Annotated in this window: 20 protein-coding genes; 6 read left to right on the top strand and 14 right to left on the bottom strand. The window is 65.9% G+C overall.

Translation table 11 applies throughout. The annotated features are described in order from the left end of the window. Positions 1–18 precede the first annotated feature (18 nt). Genes CIT40_RS20235 through CIT40_RS20225 form a run of 3 tightly spaced genes read right to left on the bottom strand, consistent with a single transcriptional unit; the run spans position 19 to position 3141 of the window. A complete protein-coding gene (locus CIT40_RS20235) occupies positions 19–1005 on the bottom strand; it encodes a Bug family tripartite tricarboxylate transporter substrate binding protein (RefSeq protein ID WP_094892008.1) in 987 nt (328 codons plus the stop codon). A 53-nt stretch (positions 1006–1058) separates the two neighbouring features. Then, the gene (locus CIT40_RS20230) at positions 1059–2255 is read right to left on the bottom strand and encodes a CaiB/BaiF CoA transferase family protein (RefSeq protein ID WP_094892007.1); all 1197 of its coding nucleotides are present in this window, start codon (positions 2253–2255) and stop codon (positions 1059–1061) included. Between the two features lies 1 nt (position 2256). Beyond that, positions 2257–3141, bottom strand: coding sequence for an IclR family transcriptional regulator (locus tag CIT40_RS20225; RefSeq protein WP_094892006.1), 885 nt, complete (start codon positions 3139–3141; stop codon positions 2257–2259). A 213-nt stretch (positions 3142–3354) separates the two neighbouring features. On the opposite strand from CIT40_RS20225, the gene CIT40_RS20220 reads away from it, so the two are divergent. Continuing rightward, positions 3355–4197, top strand: a complete 843-nt coding sequence (locus CIT40_RS20220; protein ID WP_094892005.1) for a hypothetical protein — start codon at positions 3355–3357, stop codon at positions 4195–4197. Here the strand turns inward: CIT40_RS20220 and CIT40_RS20215 are convergent, their stop codons facing one another. From CIT40_RS20215 to CIT40_RS20200, 4 genes are all read right to left on the bottom strand, one after another. After that, a complete protein-coding gene (locus CIT40_RS20215) occupies positions 4198–5406 on the bottom strand; it encodes an ABC transporter substrate-binding protein (protein WP_094892004.1) in 1209 nt (402 codons plus the stop codon). It abuts the gene before it with no gap. A 42-nt stretch (positions 5407–5448) separates the two neighbouring features. Beyond that, positions 5449–6300, bottom strand: coding sequence for a fumarylacetoacetate hydrolase family protein (locus CIT40_RS20210; protein ID WP_094892003.1), 852 nt, complete (start codon positions 6298–6300; stop codon positions 5449–5451). Positions 6301–6319: 19 nt separating this feature from the next. Continuing rightward, positions 6320–7843 (bottom strand): bifunctional 3-(3-hydroxy-phenyl)propionate/3-hydroxycinnamic acid hydroxylase MhpA, encoded by a 1524-nt coding sequence (mhpA, locus tag CIT40_RS20205; RefSeq protein WP_094892002.1) that lies wholly within the window; start codon positions 7841–7843, stop codon positions 6320–6322. 75 nt (positions 7844–7918) lie between these two features. Continuing rightward, positions 7919–8710 (bottom strand): DNA-binding transcriptional regulator, encoded by a 792-nt coding sequence (locus CIT40_RS20200; protein ID WP_094892001.1) that lies wholly within the window; start codon positions 8708–8710, stop codon positions 7919–7921. A 144-nt stretch (positions 8711–8854) separates the two neighbouring features. On the opposite strand from CIT40_RS20200, the gene CIT40_RS20195 reads away from it, so the two are divergent. After that, the gene (locus CIT40_RS20195) at positions 8855–9838 is read left to right on the top strand and encodes a VOC family protein (protein ID WP_162307583.1); all 984 of its coding nucleotides are present in this window, start codon (positions 8855–8857) and stop codon (positions 9836–9838) included. A 45-nt stretch (positions 9839–9883) separates the two neighbouring features. Continuing rightward, positions 9884–10846 (top strand): MBL fold metallo-hydrolase, encoded by a 963-nt coding sequence (locus tag CIT40_RS20190; protein ID WP_094892000.1) that lies wholly within the window; start codon positions 9884–9886, stop codon positions 10844–10846. Between the two features lie 14 nt (positions 10847–10860). Here the strand turns inward: CIT40_RS20190 and CIT40_RS20185 are convergent, their stop codons facing one another. Then, positions 10861–11523: a response regulator gene (locus CIT40_RS20185; RefSeq protein ID WP_094891999.1), complete on the bottom strand. Its 663-nt coding sequence runs from the start codon at positions 11521–11523 to the stop codon at positions 10861–10863. Continuing rightward, positions 11520–12902, bottom strand: a complete 1383-nt coding sequence (locus tag CIT40_RS20180; protein ID WP_094891998.1) for a sensor histidine kinase — start codon at positions 12900–12902, stop codon at positions 11520–11522. Before CIT40_RS20180 ends, CIT40_RS20185 begins: the two co-directional genes overlap by 4 nt. 190 nt (positions 12903–13092) lie before the next feature. Here CIT40_RS20180 and CIT40_RS20175 point away from each other — a divergent pair, with 190 nt between their 5' ends. Continuing rightward, positions 13093–13974 carry a DUF3280 domain-containing protein gene (locus tag CIT40_RS20175; protein ID WP_094891997.1) on the top strand — a complete coding sequence of 294 codons (882 nt, stop codon included), beginning with the start codon at positions 13093–13095 and terminating at the stop codon, positions 13972–13974. Position 13975: 1 nt separating this feature from the next. On the opposite strand, the gene CIT40_RS20170 is transcribed toward CIT40_RS20175, so the two are convergent. Genes CIT40_RS20170 through CIT40_RS20160 form a run of 3 tightly spaced genes read right to left on the bottom strand, consistent with a single transcriptional unit; the run spans position 13976 to position 17007 of the window. Then, positions 13976–15007, bottom strand: a complete 1032-nt coding sequence (locus CIT40_RS20170) for an L-idonate 5-dehydrogenase (RefSeq protein WP_094891996.1) — start codon at positions 15005–15007, stop codon at positions 13976–13978. A 20-nt stretch (positions 15008–15027) separates the two neighbouring features. Further along, positions 15028–15795, bottom strand: coding sequence for an SDR family oxidoreductase (locus tag CIT40_RS20165; protein WP_094891995.1), 768 nt, complete (start codon positions 15793–15795; stop codon positions 15028–15030). A 12-nt stretch (positions 15796–15807) separates the two neighbouring features. Continuing rightward, positions 15808–17007: a mandelate racemase/muconate lactonizing enzyme family protein gene (locus tag CIT40_RS20160; protein WP_162307582.1), complete on the bottom strand. Its 1200-nt coding sequence runs from the start codon at positions 17005–17007 to the stop codon at positions 15808–15810. 176 nt (positions 17008–17183) lie between these two features. Between CIT40_RS20160 and CIT40_RS20155 the strand changes: the two genes are divergently transcribed. Both CIT40_RS20155 and CIT40_RS20150 read left to right on the top strand, forming a co-directional pair. Then, the gene (locus CIT40_RS20155; protein ID WP_094891993.1) at positions 17184–17951 is read left to right on the top strand and encodes a GntR family transcriptional regulator; all 768 of its coding nucleotides are present in this window, start codon (positions 17184–17186) and stop codon (positions 17949–17951) included. A 22-nt stretch (positions 17952–17973) separates the two neighbouring features. After that, complete coding sequence (locus CIT40_RS20150; RefSeq protein WP_094891992.1) at positions 17974–19338, top strand: MFS transporter; 1365 nt, start codon at positions 17974–17976, stop codon at positions 19336–19338. A 53-nt stretch (positions 19339–19391) separates the two neighbouring features. Here the strand turns inward: CIT40_RS20150 and CIT40_RS20145 are convergent, their stop codons facing one another. Both CIT40_RS20145 and CIT40_RS20140 read right to left on the bottom strand, forming a co-directional pair. Further along, entirely contained in the window at positions 19392–19628 is a 237-nt protein-coding gene (locus CIT40_RS20145) for a hypothetical protein (protein WP_094891991.1), read from the bottom strand. 97 nt (positions 19629–19725) lie between these two features. Continuing rightward, the gene (locus CIT40_RS20140; RefSeq protein ID WP_162307581.1) at positions 19726–20976 is read right to left on the bottom strand and encodes an arsenic transporter; all 1251 of its coding nucleotides are present in this window, start codon (positions 20974–20976) and stop codon (positions 19726–19728) included. Between the last annotated feature and the right edge of the window lie 6 nt (positions 20977–20982).

Below are 20982 nucleotides of genomic sequence, written 5' to 3'. Positions count from 1 at the left end.
TCCGGTCCTTCCCGATTGTCATTCGCCCTTGAGACCGGCGTCGCGGATCAGCTTGGTCCACTTCTGGGTCTCGGCGTCGATGAACTGGCCGAACTCGGCCGCGGTGCCGGCACGCACTTCGAGGCCCTGGGCGGTCAGCTTGTCCTTGATGGCGGGCTCGGCGAGCGCGCGCAGGATCTCGGCCTGGAATTTGTCGACGATCGCGCGCGGCGTCGTGGCCGGCGCCATGAAGCCGTACCAGCCCGCGGCCGCGACGTTGGGAAAGCCCTGCTCGCGCAGGGTCAGTGCCTGCGGATAGAGCGCGCTGCGCTCGGCCGAGGCGACACCGAGCACGGTGAACTTGCCGCTCTGGATATAGGGGAGCGCGGTCGGCAGCGCCGTCAGCGTGGCATCGACGCGGCCGGCGAGCAGCTCGGTGTAGGAGGCGGCATCGCCGCGGAATGGGATGTTGAGACCCTTGACCCCGGCGTCGCGGAACAAGAGCTCGCCGGCGAGGTGCGGCTGCGAGCCGGCGCCGGGAGAGGCGAAGGTCAGCCCGTCCGGTTTCGACTTGCCATAGGCGATCAGTTCGGGGAGCGTCTTGAACGGCGCATCGGCGCTGATGATGAGGAACAGCGGCGCGACCACGACCATCGCGACCGGCTGCAGGTCCTTGCGGTCATAGGTCAGCTTGCCGAACAGCGCCTCGGCGGTGGCGTAGGGGGCCGCGACGTAGAGAAGGGTGTAGCCGTCGCCCGGCGCGTGGGCGACCATGTCGTTGGCGATGCGGGTGCCGGCGCCCGGCTTGTTCTCGACGATAAACTGCTGACGCAGGCTGCGGCCGAACTCTTCGGCTAAGAGGCGCAGCGAGATGTCGTTGGAGCCGCCGGGCCCATAGGGCGAGATCAGCCGCACCAGGCGCGTCGGCCATGCATCGTCAGCCTGGGCCGTCAGGTGTGAGCCGGCGACGAGGCCGCCTGCGAGCGTGCCCAGCAGGGTTCGTCGTGTGACCTTGAATGATGTCACTGTGTTCTTCCTCCCTATTTTTTGCCTGCTTCTTATTGGTTGTCTTGTTGCGCTCAGATCACCTTTCGCTCGGTGAGCCTTTCGACCTCCAGCTCGGAAAGGCCAAGCCAGTTCCGAAACACCTCGTCATTGTCCTGGCCGACGTCGCCGGCGGCGTGGCGCATTCGCGCGGGATCGTTGGTGAAGCGCGGGACGACATTGGTCATCGCAACCGTGCCGAAATCCCGGTCGGGGACGCGGGTGATGACCTCGCGCGCTTTCACCTGCGGATCGTCGGCGATCTGGTCGATCGAATAGATCGGGGCGAGCGTTCCCTGCGCGGCATTGAATCGCGCCAGCACCACGTCGAGCGGATGGGCGGCACACCAGCCGGCGAAGATGCTGTTGAGTTCGGAAGCGTGCGCGACGCGCCGGTCGTTGCTGGCGAAGCGCGGATCGGTGATCAGCTCGGGCCGTTCGATCGCCCGGCAGTTCGCGGCAAACAGGGCGTTGGTCGAGCCCGCCAGCGTCACCCAATGATCGTCGCTGGTACGGAACACGGCGGCGGGCGCCGAATAGCCGTTGGCATTGCCGATGCGGCTGCGAACGGTGCCGAGCTGGTCGTGCTCGATGGCGAGGACGTCGAGCAGGCGGAATGTCGCCTCCGTCAGCGAAAGGTCGATCTCCTCGCCGGGCGCATCGGGGTCGCGCGCCCGCTTCCACAGCGCTGCGAGCACGCCGACGGCGCCGAACAGGCCGCCGATCGAATCCCCGATCGGGTATCCCGGATGGGTCGGTTCGCCGTCGCTCTCGCCGGTGATGTAGGTGAGCCCGCCCATGGCTTCGAAGATGCGGGCAAAGCCGGGTCGCTCGCGATAGGGCCCGTCCTGACCGAACGCGGTGGCGCGCAGGATCACGAGGCGCGGCTGGATCGACCACAGCACCTCCTTCGACAGGCCCCAGCGATCGAGCGTTCCCGGACGGAAATTCTCGATCAGCACGTCGAAGCGCGGCAGCAGCTGCTTGAACAGCGCAAGTCCGTCCGGCATGCGCAGGTCGAGCGTGGCGAACTTCTTGTTGCGGTTGGCGGCCTTCCACCACAGCGGCTTGCCGTCCTTGAACGGCGGAAACGAGCGTACGCCGTCGCCGTTCCCGGGCATCTCGATCTTGAGGACGTCGGCGCCGTAGTCGGCCAGCAGCGTCGCGGCAAAGGGCGCGGCGATGATGGTTGCGATATCGAGAACCTTCAAACCTTCGAGCGGACCAGCCATCTTATGCCCTGCCGCCCGTGATTTTCCTGGCTTTGCGCGGCGGCGCGAGCTCGGCCTGTCCGACGATGGCGCGGATGCTGTCGGCGAGCGCCGCGATGCGCGGACCGATCTCGCTCTCCAATTGTCCCGGCTGCAGCCGGAAGGCGGGGATGCCGCAATTGATCGAGAATGACTGCCGCGATTCGCCGGCGTGAAACAGCGGCGCGGCGACGGCATGGATCGAGGCCATGTACTCGCCCCAGCAGGTGCAGAAGCCGCGGCTTTTGCATTGCGCGATCCCGGCCCGGTATTTGTCGCGAAACGCCGACCACAGCTCGCTGTCTTCGGCGGCGATGTTCCGTTCGAGCCGGTCTGCGTCGGCCGGCGGCAAGGTCGAAGCTGCAGCGCGTCCCATGGCGGTCATCACCACGGGGATCGGCATGCCGATGTCGGGCGCGTGCGGTCCGACATCGCCGGAGCGCGCGGTCTCGACATAGATCATCGACGTCGCGTCGAGCAGGCCGATCGAGACCGTGCCGCGGACGCTGAGCGCCAGCTCCTGCATCATGGGCCGCGCAACCTGTCGGAATTGCATCCCGGCGAGCAGGGGATGGGCGATCCGCAGCGCCCGCGCAGCGACGCGGTACTTGGCGCGCTCGGCGTCGTAACGGAGGTAGCCGAGCTCGGCCAGCGTGTGGGTCAGCCGCGCCACCGTCGGCCGCGGAATGCCCGTCAGCGTCGACAGCTCCATATTGCCCAGCAGCGTGCGGCCGGCCTTGAACGCCTCGAGCACGACCAGCCCCTTCGCCAGCGTCGTGGCGAAGGCGGCGTCATCGACGCTTTCCGCCAGCACTGCGGCGGCTGAGGCGGGCGGATGTCGCGGTCTGGATGGATCTCTCGGGGCCATTCCCGAATATCAGACCGCGAAATCGGGTCTGTCCAATAGATTCGACCATTACGCATAAATTGTCCGATATGTGGACACAAGCATCGCGTCAATATTTTCGTCGAAGGACGCGCCGGCCGGCCCGGACACACAGATTTTTGTCGTGATTGCATGCCTTCCTGTGACAGGATTATTACGACGGCATGTCAGATCGATAATTTTGCGGAGCGGTTCATGTTGCAGTGGCAGGCGCGGTCAAATCCCCTCGCGTGGTGGTGGGGATCCCTCACGCTCGTGAGCGGCGCCAACATCCTGGTGTGGTTCATGCTGTACCGCGAATTCTACCCGACGCCTGCGGGCAGCCTCAGTGGCGGCTCGGACATCGGGCTGATGTTGCTGCTGTGCGCCGGCTATGTGTTCGGCTGCGCGTTCCGCTCGTTCCTGCCGCGCGCCGACGTGCAGCGCATCTGCCTGTTCGACACCTGGCTGTCGAGCGTCGTCGTCGGCCGCACCGTCGCGACCGTGGCCGAGCTCTGCTTCGTCGCGCAATGGGCCATCATCCTGCATCAGCTCGGCAAGATGACGGGCGCGGAGACCGCGGTGAACATCGCGCTCGTGATCGTGCCCATCATCATCATCGCGGAGTGCTTCTCCTGGTACGCGGTGGTGACGACGAATTTCCTCTACAACGCGATCGAGAACTCGCTGTGGGCGGTGACCTTCTTCCTCGCGGGCCTCGCGCTGTGCCGCCTGATGCCGGAATTCCAGGGCGTGGTGCGCTGGGCGCTGATGTCGGGCATCGTCGGCATCGCCTGCTTCCTCGCCTTCCTCGTCACCGTCGACGTTCCCATGTATCTCAGCCGCTGGCGGGCAGGGCACGCCGAGGGCAACAGGTTTCTAGGCTTCCTCGAAGGCCTGCACGACGTCTCGACGCGCTGGGTGGTGACCCACGACATCGCGCATTGGAAGGGCGAACTGACCTGGATGTTCCTGTATTTCAGCGCCGCGGTGTGGTCGAGCCTGGCGCTCTGCGCGCTCTATGCGATGGAAGGTTATGTGGCGCAGTATCTGGCCTGATTACTTTCCAACCAAACCGCACTTGCTGCGGTCGAGCGGACGGAAGGCCTGGTCGGGCGGAATCGTCGCCACCAGCTTGACGAAATCCCAGGGGCCTTTTGACTCTTCGGGCGTCTTGACCTGCACCAGATAGAGATCGTGCACCATGCGCTGGTCCTCGCGGATGCGGCCGTTGGGCGTGTAGGCATCCGACACCGGCGTCGCTTTCATCTTCGCCATCACGGCGGCGCTGTCGTCGGAATCGGTGTCCTTGATCGCCTGCAGATAATGGCGCACGGCGGAATAGACGCCGGCCTGGATCTGCGAGGGCATCGCCTTGCGGCGCGCATAGAAGGCGTCGGAGAATTTTCGCGCGGCCGGCGAGACGTCCTCGAAGAACGAGGTGAGGATGAGATCGCCACGCGTCGCCTTCAACCCGACCGACGCGATGTCGACGTTCTGGAACGACATTGGCACGATCTTGATGCCCTGGTCGGCGAGGCCGAATTCCTCCGCCTGCTTGATCGCGGTGGCGTTGTCGCCGGCGACGTTGATGGCGAGGATCTTCGCGCCCGACGACTGCGCCTGAAGCAGGAACGATGAGTAATCGGGCGTGCCGAGCTGCGCCTTGACGCTGCCGGCGACCTTGCCGCCGAGCTCGCCGATGCGGGCGCGGGCGGTCGCCTCGATCGAATGGCCGAAGGCATAGTCTCCGGTGATGAAGAACCACGGCTCCTTGCTGGTCTGCATGATGCCGGAGACCACGGCGGTCGCGGTGGAATAGGCGTCCTGGGTCCATTGCACGCTGGTCGGCGCGCACGCCTCGTCGGTCAATTGATTGGCGCCGGCGCCGGAGACAAGGAAGATGTTTCCGTTGCCGCGCACTAGCTCCTGCACGGCGAGGGCGGCGCCGGAGCTGCCGCCGTCGGCGATGGCCTGCACACCTTCGCTGAACCATTTGCGGGCGAGCGAGGCCGCAAGATCCGGCTTGTTCTGGTGGTCGGCCTGCAGGATCTCGATCGGCTTGCCGTTGATCTTGCCGCCGAACTCCTCCGCGGCCATCCGCGCCGCCTCGACCGAGCCCGGGCCCATCGCGGTCGCGAACACGCCGTTCATGTCGGTGAGCACGCCGATGCGGATGGCATCGCCCTTGATCTCGGCATGTGCAGGCGCGGCTGCGAGCGCCAGCGTGACCAGCAGGGTGGTGGATGTCGTGCGGAGCTTGCCCATGGTGTTTCCCGTTTGTCGTTCTTGATTGTTTCGAGGATTTGGTCAGGCCGGTTCGGCGACGACCCTGTTGCGCAGAGTTCCGATGCCGGAGATCTCGACCTCGACGGTGTCGCCGGGGCGCATCCACAGCGGCGGCGTGCGTTTGGCGCCGACACCGCCCGGGGTACCGGTGACGATGACGTCGCCGGGCACGAGCGGGCAGATCGTGGAGATGTAGGCGATCAGCTCGGGGATACCCGTGATCAGGAGGTCGGTGGTGGTGTCCTGCACGACGGCGCCGTTCAGGCGGGTCTGCAAGGTGAGCTTCGACGGATCCGGAATCTCGTCCGTCGTCACCAGCCACGGGCCAAAGCTGCCGCTCTCCGCGAAGGTCTTGCCGGAGAGGAACTGGCTGGTGTGGCGCTGCCAGTCGCGGATGCTGCCTTCGTTGTAGCAGGAATAGCCGGCGATGTGGTCGAGCGCGCGGCCAGCCGGGATGTGCCGGCCTTGCTTGCCGATCACCAGCGCGAGCTCGCCTTCATAGTCGAAATCGTCGCTTACTTCAGGCTTCACGATCGGCTGGAGATGGCCGACCTGGCTGCAGGGAAAGCGCACGAACAGCGCCGGCTTCTCGGTGACGGTACGTCCGGTTTCCGCGACGTGGTCGCGGTAGTTCAGGCCGACGCAGATGATCTTGCCGGGATCGGGGATGACGGGGGCGAAGCTGATCTTGTCGAGCGGATGATCGGGCGCCGCGGATGCGACCAGCTTCGTCGCCTCGGCGAGGCGATCCGCTTCGAGCAACTGCCGCAGCGTGGTGCAGGGCGCCATGCGCGCGCCGAGATCGACGACGCCGTCGTCCTTGACGGCGCCGAAGGAGGCGCGGCCGTCGGCGATGAAAGAGAGCAGCTTCATGGGATGTCCTGGTGTTTGGTCAGGCCGCGGACGGCACTTGGTTTGAAGAAACTTGGGTTAAAGACGTGATGGCGGCGATGAGCCGCTCGAGCTCGCTGTTGTCGCGGGCAGTGCCGCGGACATAACGGTCGGGGCGAACCAGCGCGGCGATGATGCCGTGCTCGCGGAGCCAGGACCCGACGCCTTCGGCGTCGTCGGCGGTCAGAATTTCGAGTCCCGCCGGTGAGAGCGGGAGGCGCGATGCGAGCGCGGCCGGGCTTTCGACAAGGAGGACATGGCCATAGCCGACCTGGTCGTCGCTACGGCGGCCGTTCTTCAGGTCGAATTGCGGCGCCAGATGGCCGGCCAGGGGCGAGTCGCCGAGTGCGAGCCCAGGGCCGAGCAGGGGCTTCTTGACCTCCAGCTTCGTCGGCGCGTTTTCTCGGGCCTCGCCCACGGCAAGGCCGGCCTCGATCGCCCTCGTGTTGATGATGCCGCCGAGCCGGATCGCGAGTTCGATGAACTCGCGCACATGCGGCTGGCGTTCGCTCTGGTAGGTGTCGAGCAGATCGGGCGCGGCGCCGTCGCGGATGACTGCGGCCAGCTTCCAGGCGAGATTGGCAGCATCGCGGATGCCGGCGCACATGCCCTGGCCGAGGAAGGGCGGGGTCTGGTGCGCCGAATCGCCGGCCAGTAGCAGCCGTCCGCCGCGCCAGGCTTGCGCGATCGCGGAATGAAAGGTGTAGACCGCGGCGCGCTCCAGCGCGGCGTCATCAGGCGTGACCCAATGCGACAGCAGCTCCCACACCTTCGCCGGCTGGGCAACGTCCTGGGAATCCTCATGCGGCAGCACCGTGATCTCCCAGCGCCGCCGCGTTCCTGTACCGCGCACGTAAGTCGCGGGGCGGGCGGGGTTGCAGTGCTGGATGCTGTAGTCGCCGAGGTCCTCGCGCGCGCGCTTGAGCAGCACGTCGATCACCAGCCAGCGCTCGTGGAAGCCGAGATCGTCCATGCCGGAGCCGATGAAGCGGCGGACCAGCGACCGCGCGCCGTCGCAGCCGACGACATAGCCGGCGCGAACTTCGCTGAGCTTGCCGTTGGACAGATCTTCGTAGCGGACGCGCACGCCGGTCTCGTCCTGGTCGAGCGCGAACACGTCGCAGCGGCTCTGCAAGGTGACGTGGGCAAAGCGGGCAAGGCCGCCGATCAGCACGTCCTCCAGGTCCGGCTGGTGAAAGCGGTAGCTGAGATTCCAGCCCATCGGCGTCGGGGTCTGCGGCCGCGACCAGTCCAGCAGCATCTTGCCGTCGGCATCCAGAAACAGCATGCCGGGGCTGTGGATCGTCTGCGGCAGGATTGCCTCTGCGAGACCGATGGTCTGGAACACGCGCATGCATTCGTCGTCGAAATGCACCGCGCGCGGCAAATGGTAGGTCCGCGCTTCACGCTCCAGCACCAGCGTGCGTAGACCGCACAGGCCGAGCAAATTTGCGAGCGTGGCCCCGACCGGGCCACGGCCGACGATCACGACGTCATAATCTTCAGGGACGGATTTATCTTGCATGGGGCCCATCTCTCCCCCAAGCCGCGCCGCAGCATCAACGCCGCCGGCCGAAGTGTCCGCCCAGCGGACGGCCGCCTAGATCTCGGCCGGAATGGCGGCGGCCGTCTCCTGAAGCTGGCCCGCGAACAGCGCCGTGGCCTCCTCGATTCCCAATGCCGAACGGATCCAGATGATGGAGATGCAGCCGAACACGGCATCGTTGCGCACGATGGGCACGGCGATCGAGGCAGTCTTGGGATTGTACTCGCCCTCGCTGCGGATCGCGTAACCTCGCGCTTGCGTCTCGGCGATCATGCGGTCGAGGCGGGCTTGGTCGAGAAAGGGGCGGTCGTCGGCCTCGTCGATGCGGCGCAAATGATTGAGGATCAGTTCGCGCTCATGGGCTGGACAGGCGGCGAGATAGGCGCGGCCCGCGGAGGTCCGCAGCATCGGCAGGCGCTTGCCGATCATGCCGCGGTCGATCGAGAGCGGGCTGCGCGAATGCGTGGTCTCCTGCACGACCATCGCCGCGTTCTCGTACGTGGAGAGATCGACCGGCCAGACCAGGGTCTTGCTGAGTTCGGCAAGATAGGGCGCCGCCGCCTGGCAGATCACCACGCCGGGATCATAGCCGTCGCCGAGACTCAGTGCGCGCCGGGTGACGCGAAATCGGTCGTCGCTGGCGCTGCGGGCGATATAGCCGAGTTCCTCCAGCGTCTCGAGCAGGCGGTAGACGGTGGGGCGGGGCAGGTCGAGTGTGCGGGCGACGTCGCCCGCACGGATGCCGCCGGAGCGGTTGACCTCCCGCAGCACGTCGAGTCCGCGCTTGAAGGCGCGGACGCCTTCCGACTGCCGGGGGGCAGTCTTGTCCGTCCGCTCCTTGGACACTTCGCATTTCCTCCCTTGTGGCGCACGGTCCCGCGATTATCGTTGCGAACGCGAAGCGATTGCGGAACGCCACCGTAGAATCGTGCGCGGCCGGTATCAAGTTCGCCGCATTGCGGCACGCGCGATGCCTTCGGGAGGAATTCGATGGAAATCACAGCACTCGGTTATATCGGGATCAACTCGTCGCAGCTCGATCAGTGGGGCCGGATGGCGACAGGGCTGCTCGGCATGCAGCAGGTCGATCGCGGCGGCAAGATGCGCGCGTTCCGCATGGACGATCGCAAGCAGCGGCTGATCGTCGACGGCAGCAGTGACGCCGGCCTTGCGGTGATGGGGTGGGAGGTGCCGTCCACGGCAGAGCTGGATCAATTGGCGGGCCGGCTCGAAAGCCACGGCGTCAAGGTGACGCGCTGCGCGCGCGCGCTCGCCGACGAGCGCCATGTCGCCGAGCTGATCGCGTTTGCCGACCCCGCCGGCAACCGGCTCGAGGCCTTCTGCAAGCCGGAGCTTGCGAGCGAGCCCTTCAGCCCGGGCCGGCCGATCTCGGGTTTCCGCACCGGCGCGCTCGGCATGGGGCATGTCGTGCTCAACGTGGAGAATGTCGAGTTGCTGTTGCCGTTCTATCGCGACGTGCTCGGCTTCCACGTCTCGGATTTCGGACTGAAGCCCTATGGGCTGTATTTCTTCCACGTCAACGGCCGCCACCACTCCTTTGCGATGGTCGGCTCGGGACGCAAGGCGATGCATCACTTCATGGTCGAGCTCGGCAGCCTCGACGATGTCGGTCAAGGCTACGACCTCGCGCAGCTGGACGAGGGCCGTATCGCCTATACGCTGGGCCGGCACACCAACGACCACATGACCTCGTTCTACGTGAACACGCCCTCCGGCTTCTTCATCGAATATGGCTGGGGCGCGCGCGTGATCGATCCCGACACCTGGCAACCGCACGAGACGTTCGATGGACCGTCGCTGTGGGGTCACGAGCGGCTGCATATGCCGGAAGAGCAGCGCAAGCGCCTGCGCGACATGCGGCTCGATGCGGCGGCCCGCGGCATCCGCGTCGCCGATCCCCGCGTGCCGCCGCTCAACTGCGCGTGGCTGGACCAGGTGATCGCGCGCGAATGATCCGCGGCCGCACGGCAATGATCTGACATCGAAGGAAGGAAAGATATGCTCGCAACCCTCGTGAGGGCAGGCCTCGTGCTGCTCGCGTTCAGTATGTCTGCTTTGGCCGAACCGATGAAGGTCACGCTGCTCGGCACCGGCGTGCCGACGCCGCGGCCGACCAGCTTCAGTGCGTCGACATTGGTGGAGGCGGGGAGCGAGAAGCTGCTGTTTGATCTCGGCCGCGGCTCGACCATGCAGCTCTACAAGCTGAAGATCCCGCTCGGCGCGATCACTGCCAATTTCATCACCCATCTGCATTCTGACCACCTCGTTGGCCTTCCCGACATGTGGCTGACCGGCTGGCTTGCCACGCCCTGGGCGTCCCGCAAAGGACCGATGAAGCTCTACGGGCCCAAGGGCACCGTTGCTATGACGGAGAACCTGACGAAGGCTTTTGCGGACGACATCCGCATTCGTATCGATGATGAGCACCTCGATCCCGTCGGGATCACATTTGCCGCAAAGGATATCGAGGCCGGGACCGTCTACGACAGCAACGGCGTCAAGGTCACCGCGATCGAGGTCAATCACGGCGAGAAAATCAAGCCGTCGTTCGGTTACGTCGTCGAATATGGCGGCCACAAGGTCGTGCTGTCGGGCGACACCAAATATGACGAGCGGATCGCGAAGGCGGCCGAAGGCGCCGATCTGCTGATCCACGAGGTCGCGGTGATCGAGCCGGAGCTGTTGGTCAAAAATCCTGTCTACAAGGACATTCAGGCGCACCACACCTCGCCCGAGGAGGCCGGCCGGATCTTTGCGACTGCGAGGCCGAAACTCGCCGTTTACTCCCACATCGTATTCGGTACGGTGAAGCCTGCGCCCGACATTCCGGAAGAGCCGCTGATCCTGCGCACACGCGCGACTTACAAAGGACCTCTGCTCGTCGGCCGTGACATGATGTCGTTCAGGATCGGCGATATGGTTGAGGCATTTGCGCCTGACGGAACGAATCTTGCGCCCTGACGGCAGGTGCGCGGTCAGGCCTCGCCGAGATCGGGCTCCGTCAAAAGTCCCTGGCGCAGCGCAAGGCGGACCAGTTCGATGTCGGAGCCGACGCCGAGCTTGTCCTTGATCAGGGAATGCAGGTTCGCCACCGTCTTCGGGCTGACATGCAGCGTCTCCGCGATCTCGTCGGTGGTCTTCTCGGCGAGCAGCAGCCGCAGCACCTCGAACTCGCGGGCGGTGAGGACGTCGGCGGCCGAGCTTTCGCCGCCGAGCCGGCTCAGCGCCAGCTCATGGTCGATGTCGGGGCTGATGGCGATCTTGCCGGCGAGCACGTCCATCACGGCCCGCACCAGCGTTTCCGGCGGGCTGGTCTTGGTGACGTAACCCCTGGCGCCGGCGCGGATCGCCTGCACGGCGAAGCCCGCATTCTGGTGCATGGTGAAGATCAGGATTCTCGCGCCCTTGTCCCACTGCCGGATCCGTCTGACGGTCTCGATCCCGCCGATGCCGGGCATGCTCAGATCCATGATGACGAGGTCCGGTGTCTCTGATTTGTACAGACGATAGGCTTCCGCGCCATCGGCGGCCTCGGCGATGACGCGAAGGCCCGGCTGTTTCTGGAGCACCGAGCGATAGCCCTCGCGCACCACGGAATGGTCGTCGACCAGCAGGATGGAGGCTTCGGCCGCGCTCATGCCGCATGCTCCAGCGTTTGCCTGTCGGCGGTGGTGAGCGGAATGACGACGCGCAGCGCCGCGCCGCCGTTGGCGCCGACCTCGAAGCTCATCCGGCCGCGCAGGGCCGCCACGCGCTCGCGCATGCCGAGCAAGCCCATGCCGGATTTGCCGGCGGCATCGCCGGGCCTTCCGTCGTCGTCGATGGCGAGCGCGATCTCGTTGGCCGCCATCGTCAAATGCAGGCCGACCTTGGTGGCGCCGGCATGCTTGGCGGCGTTGGTGAGCGCCTCCTGCACGATGCGGTAGAGGTTCGCGCTGATCGCGGCGGGCAAAGTCTCGAACGCGCCGTCGAACTGGATCGAAAAGCGCGTCTCGCCGCGACTGCGTCCGTTCCAGCCCGCAACGAGCCCTTCCAGGCTCGCAACCAGCCCGAGTTCCTCGACGTCGGGCGGCCGGAGCCGGAACAGCGTGCCGCGCAGCGTCTCCATCATGCCGGTCGCGGTCCGCGCGATACCGTCGCACTCGGAGAGCAAAGCGGGGCAGTCCTGCACCGCGGTCTGGCGGGCGGAGGAGGCCAGCGCGCGGATGGCGGCGAGCGACTGGCCGAACTCGTCGTGCAGCTCGCGCGCCAGATGGCGGCGCTCGTCATCTTGCAGCGCGATCAGCTTCCGAGTCAGCTCGCTGCGTTCGGAAAGCGCATTGTCGAGGCTCTCGGCGAGATGGTTGAAGCCGTCGCTGATCGCGGAGAGTTCGGCGAGATCGAACGGCGGCAGCCGCGCGGAGAGGTCGTTGGCGGCGATCCGTTCGAGGCCGGTGCGGATCAGGCGGGTCGGGCGCAGCGCGCGCGCCAGCGCGGCGTAGACCAGCAGGCACAACAGCGGCAGCGCGATCGCAAGCGCGATCATCAGCCGGCCGGCCTCGTGCCAGGCCTCCGCCGTCTGCACCGCGGGATCGACCGAGACCACGGTCTCGCCGAGCCTGGTGCCGCGCACGACCACGGGCCGTGCCGCTTCGCGGCCGGGATCGAACAGGCTGCGATAGAAGGCCGTGAAGACCTGCGGCGACGGGCTCGGCGGGGCAGGCGCACCGCTGCAGAACCGCTGCAGCATCTCGCCGCCCGGGCCACGGAATGCCAGACACAGGCCGGGCGTCATCACATAGGCCGCGACGGGATCGAGGTTGGGAAAGTCGCGCGGGCTCGCCGCCCACTGGATCTTGCCCTGTTGCAGCTCCAGCGACTTCGCCACGATCGCCGCGATGCTATCGATGCGCGCATGAGCCTCGCGATCGGCCGTGATCAGGAAATAGGCGGAGATTGCGGCGAAGCAGGCGGCCGATATCGCGGCCACGCGCAACGTCAAGCGGACCTTGAGGTCGAATCTCGGGCGGTTCCACATCGGGGTGCCTTGCGCGAACGGATTTGTCGCCCGCGCATTAAACGGCAGAACGCCGGCCTCGGAAAGCGTCAGGCTCCGCTGCAGTGCACTGGCGTGAAATTTTCCCGGCGCTCGCCGGGAAGCTCGCCGTTGCCAGTCCGAGAGCTGCTGCCGAGATTTGCGCACCGCTTGATCTCGCGAGGCACTGCTCATGCTCCTCTTCCGGCTGGCTCTCTCGGCTGTTCTCCTTGTGGTCCTGTCCTGCTCGCCGGCTGCGGCCGAGGCGGCCATCGGCGTTGCCATGGACGATTTCAGCTACACCGATACGTCGGCCGAGCCGGCCAACCAGACCGCGGCCCATGAGCGGCGGCTATCGGCTTTCATGGCCGCGCTCAGGCGGGACATCGGGGAGGGCGGCCGCTATCGGCTGGTGCCGTCGGCAAAGGACGGCGCCGCGTTCAAGGTCATCGGCGGCATCCAGAAGACGAGCACGCTGGTGCAGTGGGCCAAGGTCGCGGTGATCGACGTCGGGACTAGAAAGCTCGTGATGGACAAGCTCTACACCTTCCGCGGCGACAACGACGAATCCTGGGAGCGCGCCGAGATCTTCGTCTCGCGCGAGGTCATGGCGGCGCTTGCGACGCCCACGCGGGTCACGTTGGCGGTGTTCGATTTCGAGCTGGAGGACGCCACTGCCGCCTCGGTGGGTGCCTCGGCCGCCTCGGATGCATCCTATCTGGCCGAAGTCACCGGCAGCGTGCGCGAGGTGCTCAGCCAATCCGGCCGCTACCGGACCGTCGATGTCGACAACGTGGGCGACGCGGCGGTGAAGGCGCACGCGTTACGCGATTGCGGAGGCTGCGAAGCGGCGATCGCGCATCAGCTCGGCGCGGACCAGTCGCTGATCGGCGTCGTGCGGCGGGTCAGCCGGACCGAATACACGCTCGGCTTCCAGATCCGCGACGCGAGAACCGGCGCGGTGCTGGCGCGCGGCGACTCTGGCCTGCGCCTCGGCGCGGACTATTCGTGGAAGCGCGGTGCCGTGCGGCTGGTCAGCGACCGGCTGATCGAAGGGCCAACGCAGCAGCAGTAACTCAGAACGTCAGTTGCACCTTCATCGACTGCGCGCGATCGCTGGCGAGCTCGAAGGCGGCGATCGCGTTCTCGAACGGCATCGTGGCCGTGATCAGCGGCTTGACGTCGATCAGGCCTTCACCCATCAGGCGCACCGCCAGCTCGAACTCGGGATCGAAGCGGAAGGTGCCGCGCAGCTGCAATTCCTTGGCAACGATGGAATTGATCGGCAGCGTCATCTCGCCGCCGAGGCCGAGCTGCACCAGCGTCGCGCCGGGCCGGAGCACGTCGAGCGCGGCGCGGAGCGCTGCCTGGTTACCCGAGGCCTCGAACAGCGTGTCGAACACGCCCTTGCCGGCGCGCCAGGGATCGAGTGCGCTGGCATCGGTGGCGACGTTGATGGCATGCGTCGCGCCGAGCTTTCTCGCGACGGCCAGCGGCGCGTCGGCCACGTCAGTCACCACGATCTCGGACGCGCCGCCGAAGCGCGAGACCAAAATCATCAGCGCGCCGATCGGACCGCAGCCCGTGATCAGCACGCGCTTGCCGAGCAGGGGACCGGCCTGCTTGCCGGCATGCAGGCACACCGCGAGCGGTTCGGCGACCGCAGCTTCCGCCAGCGAGAGCTTGTCGGCGATCGGCACGGCCTGCGTGGCATCGACCGTGATGAACTCGCGAAAACCGCCTTGAACATGGGGAAAGCGCATCGCGCTGCCGAGGAAGCGCATGTCGAGGCACTGGTTGCGCATGCCTTCCTGGCAATGCAGGCACTGGCCGCACGGCCTGCTCGGATTGACCGCGACGCGCGTGCCAGGTTTCACGCTGGTGACGCCATCACCGATCGCGGCGACCACGCCGGCGATCTCGTGCCCCAGCGCCATCGGCTGCTGGATGCGCACCACGCCGAAGCCGCCGTGATGGTAATAGTGCAGATCGGAGCCGCAGATGCCGCCATTGGCGATCTTGACGCGAACCTCGCCCGGGCCGGGCGCCGGATCGGGATAATTGTCGATCCGCAGATCTTTCGGGGCGTGAATGACGACGGCGCGCATGGCTAGCTCCCTGTTCGCGATCACATCGCGGCGATCATGCCGCCATCGACATAGATGATCTGGCCGTTGACGTAAGCTGAGGCGGCCGACGCCAGGAAGATCGCCGCGCCGACCAGCTCGTCCGGCTTGCCCCAGCGCTTGGAGGGGATGCGGCCCATCAGCCAATTGTTGAAATCAGGGTTGTTGACCAGCGCCTCGTTCATGTCGGTGAGCATGTAGCCGGGGCCGATCGCATTGGCCTGGATGCCGTGCTGGGCCCATTCCACCGCCATCGAGCGGGTCAGGTTCTTGATGCCGCCTTTTGCCGCCGTGTAGGGCGCGATGGTGGGGCGCGCAAGCTCGCTGCCGAGCGAGCCGATATTGATGATCTTGCCGTGCTTGCGCGGGATCATGCGCTTGCCGGCCTCGCGGCCGATCACGAAGGCGCTGGTGAGGTCGGTCTCGATCACCTTGCGCCATTCGTCGGTGGTGAACTCGACCAGCGGCTTGCGGTGCTGGATGCCGGCATTGTTGACGAGAATGTCGACCTCGATCCCTTCGCGGTCGAAGCGCTCGAAGGCGGCGACGATCGCGGGCTCGTCGGTGACGTTGAAGGCTGCGCCTTCGGCCTGATGACCGGCGGCACGGAACTCGGCGACGGCCTGCTCGACTCGCTTGGGGTCGACGCCGTTGATGATGATCCTGGCGCCGGCCTTCGCCATGCCCTCGGCAATGGCGCGGCCGAGGCCGCGGGAGGAGCCGGTCACGAGGGCGGTGCGGCCGGACAGGTCGAACAAGGCGGTGCTCATCTCAAGAAATCCTCAGACGTTGGAACGGCGCACGGTCAAGTCGGAGCGGTCGAATACCGCGGGCAGAAGGTCGACGCCGAGACCAGGGCCCTCCATCGGATAGACGTAGCCGTCCTTGATCGTCGGCATCGTGGTGACGAGCTCATTGTACCAGCCCTTGTAGAAGGCGCGCACCGATTCCTGGATCAAAGTATTGGGCTGGCTGAACGACATGTGGATGGCGGCGATGAAGCCGATCGGGCCGATGCAATCGTGCGGCGCGAAGGGCCGGTGATAGGTCTCCGCCATCGCCGCGATCTTGCGCCCCTCGGTGAGGCCGCCGGTCCAGCACAGATCCGCCATCACCACGTGCATGGCGTCGCGGTCGAGCATGTCCTTGTAGGGGAAGCGTGAACCCAGCGTCTCGCTGGCGCAGACCCAGACGTCGGTCGAACGCGCGTATTCGGCCAGCGCCTGCGGCGAGTTCATGCGGATCGGGTCTTCGTACCAGGTCGGCTTGTAGGGCTCGAGCGCGCGCGCGATCTGCTTGGCGGTCGGCAGGTTCCACAGCGAGTGGAGCTCCACCATGATCTCCATCTTGTCGCCGACGGCCTTGCGGATCTTCTCGAACGGCTCGATCGCCTGCTTCATCTGCGCGGCGGTGATGTAGAGGCCCTTGTTTTCCTGTGCCGCCGGATCGAAAGGCCAGATCTTCATCGCCGAGATGCCGCTCTCCAGCAGGCTTTCGGCGAGTGCATCGGCGCGGTTCATGAAGCCGTCGAGATCCTCGTACGGTCCCTTGTTGGCACCGAGATTCCAGTTTGCGACCGGGCTGATATTGGTCGAGCGCACATATTGCGTGCCGGCGCAGGTGTTGTAGATGCGCTGCTTGTCGCGGCAGAGGCCGCCGAGCATCTGGTGCACCGGCTGATTGCAGACCTTGCCGAACAAATCCCACAGCGCGATGTCGATCGCGGAGGCCGCGCGATATTCGACCCCGGTGGAGGACTGCGCCATCGGCAGGTTCAGTATGTCGCGGTGAATGGCTTCGATGTGAAGGGGATTGCGGCCGAGCAGGCGGCCGGCAAAGGTGTCGTGGATCTGCGCCTCGACCGCGCCGGCGCCATAGAAGGTCTCGCCGAGACCGATCATGCCGGTGTCGGTGTGAACGCGCACCCAGATGACGTTGGAGAATTCCTCGGTGCGCAGCGTCTCGATCGATGTGATCTTCACGGCAATTCTCCTCCCATCACAGGCGCCTCGCGCCTGACGTCTCATTTTGCACTGCAGCATGCAGCAGTTTGCGCGGACGTCTTACGCCTGCTTGTAATATATCACAACATGTTTTAAGGCTGCGACAAATAGGGCGCCACCAAGCAACGAGCGCGAACCTGACGGGAGAGAACGAGATGGCAAAGCGCAAGCGCGTGCTCGAGTTGGTGAGGAACGACGACGACGGCGAGGGCAAGCCCTCGCGGCGCAACCGGCTCAACTTCTTCGAGCTGGCTTATCAGAAGATCGAAGAGCTCCTCGTTCATTGCGAACTCAAGCCCGGACAATTCATGACGATGCTGGAGTTGCAGCAGATCACCGGTTTCGGCCGCACGCCGGTGCATCACGCCGTCAATCGTCTGTCCGCCGACACGCTCATCATCATCCGTCCGCGCCACGGCCTGCACATTGCGCCGATCGATCTTGCGCGGGAGCGCATGCTGCTCGCCTTGCGCCGCGACATGGAGCGTTTCGTGATCCGCCTTGCGGCCGATCGCGCCAGCCTCTCGCATCGCAATCAGGCGCTGCATATCGAGCGTCTCCTGCGCGAGCGCCGCGCCAGCCTGACCCTCGACGAATTCAACCACATCGACCGCCGCATCGACGCGCTGGTGCTGGAAGCGGCCGGCGAGCCGTTCCTGGTGCACACGCTGCGGCCGCTGCACACGCTGTACCGGCGCATCGGCTACATCCACCACCGCTTCATGCCGGGACAGGCCGACCTGTCGGGCACGATCGATCGTCATCTGGCCATTCTCGCCGCGGTGGCCTCCCGGCGCGTCGAGGACGCGGTGAAGGCGAGCGATGGGCTGATCGACTACATGGGCGAGATCTTCACCGGCATGGAAGCGGGGATCGACCCGCGCCTGCTCGATTGCAGCATCGAGCCGCTGCTCGGCACGTAGAGTTTTGAAGAGAGGACCAAGCATGACAACGATGGCGATGCCACAACCGACCGCGAGCGAAGCTGCGGTCCGCTACCTCATCACGAACTACAGTCCCAAGGGCAACAAGGTCGGCTGGCTGATGATGGCCTCGATCCTGGTCGAAGCCTGGGATCTCTATTCGATCGCCTTCGTGCTGATCTTCATCAAGGAGCAGTACAATCCCGATCCGCTGATGCTCGGCCTTGCCGCCGCCGGCACGCAAGGCGGCGCCCTGATCGGCGCGCTGCTCGGGGGCTGGCTGTCCGACAAGATCGGCCGCCGTGTCATGTTCCTGGTGACGATGGTGATGTTCATCGTGCTGGCCCTGGCGCAGGCCTTCGTGCCCAATGTGTTCTGGCTCGTCGTGATCCGCTTCCTGCTCGGCATTCCGCTCGGTTCGGACATCTCGACCGGCTACACCTACATCATGGAATCCATGGCCAAGGGTGAACGCGAGGTCATGGGCAACCGCTGGCAATTCATGTTCGCCGTCGGCGAGGTGCTGACGATCGGCGTGATCGTGATCTTCCTGCTGCTCGACATCCATCACGAGACGCTGTGGCGCGTCACGCTCGGCCTCGGCGCGCTGCCGGCGCTGATCATCCTGATCATGCGCCACGACGTGCCGGAGACGGCGGTTTGGCTGGTGCAGAAGGGCCGCTACCGCGAGGCCAAGCAGGTCGCGCGCGAGATGTTCAACGACGATCTCGCCATGTTGCCGGACCAGGACGTGGCGGTGCCGAAGGTATCGACCCGAGCGTTCCTTGCCGACCTCAGGAAGGATCCGATCCGCTGGCGTGCCACGATCTACGGCTGGATCGCCTGCTTCGCGCAAGCCAGCGAGTTCTCGACCTTCGCATTCTATTTGCCCGTGCTGTTCGTGATGGTGGGCGTGTCGAGCGTGCTCGGCATCAATCTGGTGACGATGGCGCTGTTCGCCTTCGCGGCCGTGTCGGGCTGGGTCGGTCCGCTGCTGACGCCGAAGATCGGCCATCGCGGCATCTCGATCGCGGGCTTCTCGATCGTGCTGGTCTCGCTGCTGGTGGCAGCCTTCGCGCTCTACACCGACAACAAGGTCCTGCTGCCGTTCGCGGCCGCCGCCATGCTGTGGGGCCACTATTGGGACGCCTCGAACTGCATGACGATCCCGACCATGGTGGCCCGGCCGCAATATCGCGGCACCGCCAGCGGCTTCGCCTACATGTTCGTGAAGCTGCCGTCGTTCCTGGCGATCTTCCTGTTCCCGTCGTTGTTTGCGGCGATCGGGCAGGCCAACGCCACGCTGTTCGTCGCGATCTTCCCGCTGATCGGATTGCTTGCTGCGATCTTCATCTTGCCGGAAGTCTATGGCTACGAGAACGACTGACGACGTTCAGCCCCGTCGCGGCCATGGCCGCGACGGGGCCGTCCCGACGGGGGTTACGGGCTGAGGAAGACGGGATCGATTCCGGTGCCGTGGCCGAGCAGCCCGATGGCCTGGAGCTGGGCGCTGTGAAGGTCGACCTGCACCATTGCGAACAGGGTCAGCAGCACCACGGCCGCGACGAGCAGCAACGGGTGGGCCGTTTCCGTCCGGCTCCGGCTCGGCGCGGTGAAGCTTTGAAGCGAGCGGCGCAGGGAAAAGCTCTGCGGCAACGCCTTCGATTGGATCTGCATGATGAATCTCCTTGCCACGCGCGATGGGGCCGCGCGACAATTCGAAGGATAGCTCCTGCATTGGCGACGGCATTGATGCGCCGCAAAGATCCAACGATTATCTGACCGCCGCCGCCAACGCGGCAATCAGGGCCGGCGGCGTCACCAGCAGGCCGAGCTTGAGGAACGGCCAGGCGCCGACCTCGATCTTCTCCCTGCGCAGTGCGACCAGCCAGAGGATCGTGGCAAGCGAGCCTGTCACCGACAGATTGGGGCCGAGATCGACACCGATCAGGATGGCGCTGACGACCGGGGCGGGCAAATGGTCGCTGGCTGCGACCGAGCCGGCGACGAGGCCGACGGGCAAATTGTTGGCGATGTTGTCGGCGATCGCGGTCGCGATGCCGACGCTCCAGGCCGCTTTCGGCACCGACTGCGCCACCGCTTCATGCAGCAGCGCACTGAGCTGCGCGATCACGCCGGTCTTGACCAGTGCTTCCACCATCACGAACAGTCCGCCGACCAGCGGCAGTACGCTCCAGGACACGCCGCGCAGCACGGGTAGCGGCGACTGGCGGCTGATCAGCAGCACGATCGCGGCCGTCACGCCGCCGCAGATGAAGGTCGGCAGGCCCAGTTGCTTGTCCAGCGCCGACGCAGCCACCAGCACGACACCGATCGCGACGATGCCGATCGCCGTCAGCTTGCCGCCGCGGCTGAGCCTGGGATGCGGCACGCTGGACGCAATCGTCTCCTCCTTCAGGGCGCGGTGCTGGGTCAGGCGCAACACGATGTAGGTCAGCAGGATCGACGCCGCGGAGGGAAGGGCGAACATGCGCAGCCATTCGGTGAGCTCGGGCATGCGCGCGCCGAACACCACGAGATTGGCGGGATTGGAGATCGGCAGCACGAAGCTCGCGGCATTGGCGATGAAGGCGCAGACGAACAGATAGGGCAGCGGTTTTGCGCCGGCCGCGCGGGTCGCAGCGTAGACGGCCGGCGTCAGCACGATCGCGGTGGCATCGTTGGAGAGCAGCACCGTGACGAGGGTGCCGACGATATAGATCAGCAGGAACAGCCGCTGCGGTGAACCGGCCGCATATTCCACCGCGAGCGCGGCGAGATAGTCGAACAGGCCCTCGAGCCGCGCCAGCTCGGCGATCAGCATCATGCCGATCAGGAAGAGATAGACGTCGAGGCCCTTTTCGATGCCTGACAGCGCATCCTGCCACGGCAGCAGGCCTGACAGCACCAGGGCGCCCGCACCGATCACGGCCCAGATCGCCTCCGGCAGGCGAAACGGCCGGATGATGACGCAGGCGGTCGCGGCGACGATGATGCTCCAGGCCCAGATGGCGTCAGACGGCACGGTCAG

It is taken from the genome of Bradyrhizobium amphicarpaeae (assembly GCF_002266435.3).
In the GTDB taxonomy this organism is placed as follows: domain Bacteria; phylum Pseudomonadota; class Alphaproteobacteria; order Rhizobiales; family Xanthobacteraceae; genus Bradyrhizobium; species Bradyrhizobium amphicarpaeae.
This window is presented reverse-complemented; position numbering and strand designations above follow the sequence as displayed.

Excerpts from the sequence above, each read along its gene's own strand:
- CIT40_RS20230 (WP_094892007.1), bottom strand. The coding sequence starts at position 2,255 with ATGGCTGGTCCGCTCGAAGGTTTGAAGGTTCTCGATATCGCAACCATC.
- CIT40_RS20225 (WP_094892006.1), bottom strand. The coding sequence starts at position 3,141 with ATGGCCCCGAGAGATCCATCCAGACCGCGACATCCGCCCGCCTCAGCC.
- CIT40_RS20220 (WP_094892005.1), top strand. The coding sequence starts at position 3,355 with ATGTTGCAGTGGCAGGCGCGGTCAAATCCCCTCGCGTGGTGGTGGGGA.
- CIT40_RS20215 (WP_094892004.1), bottom strand. The coding sequence starts at position 5,406 with ATGGGCAAGCTCCGCACGACATCCACCACCCTGCTGGTCACGCTGGCG.
- CIT40_RS20210 (WP_094892003.1), bottom strand. The coding sequence starts at position 6,300 with ATGAAGCTGCTCTCTTTCATCGCCGACGGCCGCGCCTCCTTCGGCGCC.
- mhpA (WP_094892002.1), bottom strand. The coding sequence starts at position 7,843 with ATGCAAGATAAATCCGTCCCTGAAGATTATGACGTCGTGATCGTCGGC.
- CIT40_RS20195 (WP_162307583.1), top strand. The coding sequence starts at position 8,855 with ATGGAAATCACAGCACTCGGTTATATCGGGATCAACTCGTCGCAGCTC.
- CIT40_RS20190 (WP_094892000.1), top strand. The coding sequence starts at position 9,884 with ATGCTCGCAACCCTCGTGAGGGCAGGCCTCGTGCTGCTCGCGTTCAGT.
- CIT40_RS20185 (WP_094891999.1), bottom strand. The coding sequence starts at position 11,523 with ATGAGCGCGGCCGAAGCCTCCATCCTGCTGGTCGACGACCATTCCGTG.
- CIT40_RS20180 (WP_094891998.1), bottom strand. The coding sequence starts at position 12,902 with ATGTGGAACCGCCCGAGATTCGACCTCAAGGTCCGCTTGACGTTGCGC.
- CIT40_RS20175 (WP_094891997.1), top strand. The coding sequence starts at position 13,093 with ATGCTCCTCTTCCGGCTGGCTCTCTCGGCTGTTCTCCTTGTGGTCCTG.
- CIT40_RS20170 (WP_094891996.1), bottom strand. The coding sequence starts at position 15,007 with ATGCGCGCCGTCGTCATTCACGCCCCGAAAGATCTGCGGATCGACAAT.
- CIT40_RS20165 (WP_094891995.1), bottom strand. The coding sequence starts at position 15,795 with ATGAGCACCGCCTTGTTCGACCTGTCCGGCCGCACCGCCCTCGTGACC.
- CIT40_RS20155 (WP_094891993.1), top strand. The coding sequence starts at position 17,184 with ATGGCAAAGCGCAAGCGCGTGCTCGAGTTGGTGAGGAACGACGACGAC.
- CIT40_RS20150 (WP_094891992.1), top strand. The coding sequence starts at position 17,974 with ATGACAACGATGGCGATGCCACAACCGACCGCGAGCGAAGCTGCGGTC.
- CIT40_RS20145 (WP_094891991.1), bottom strand. The coding sequence starts at position 19,628 with ATGCAGATCCAATCGAAGGCGTTGCCGCAGAGCTTTTCCCTGCGCCGC.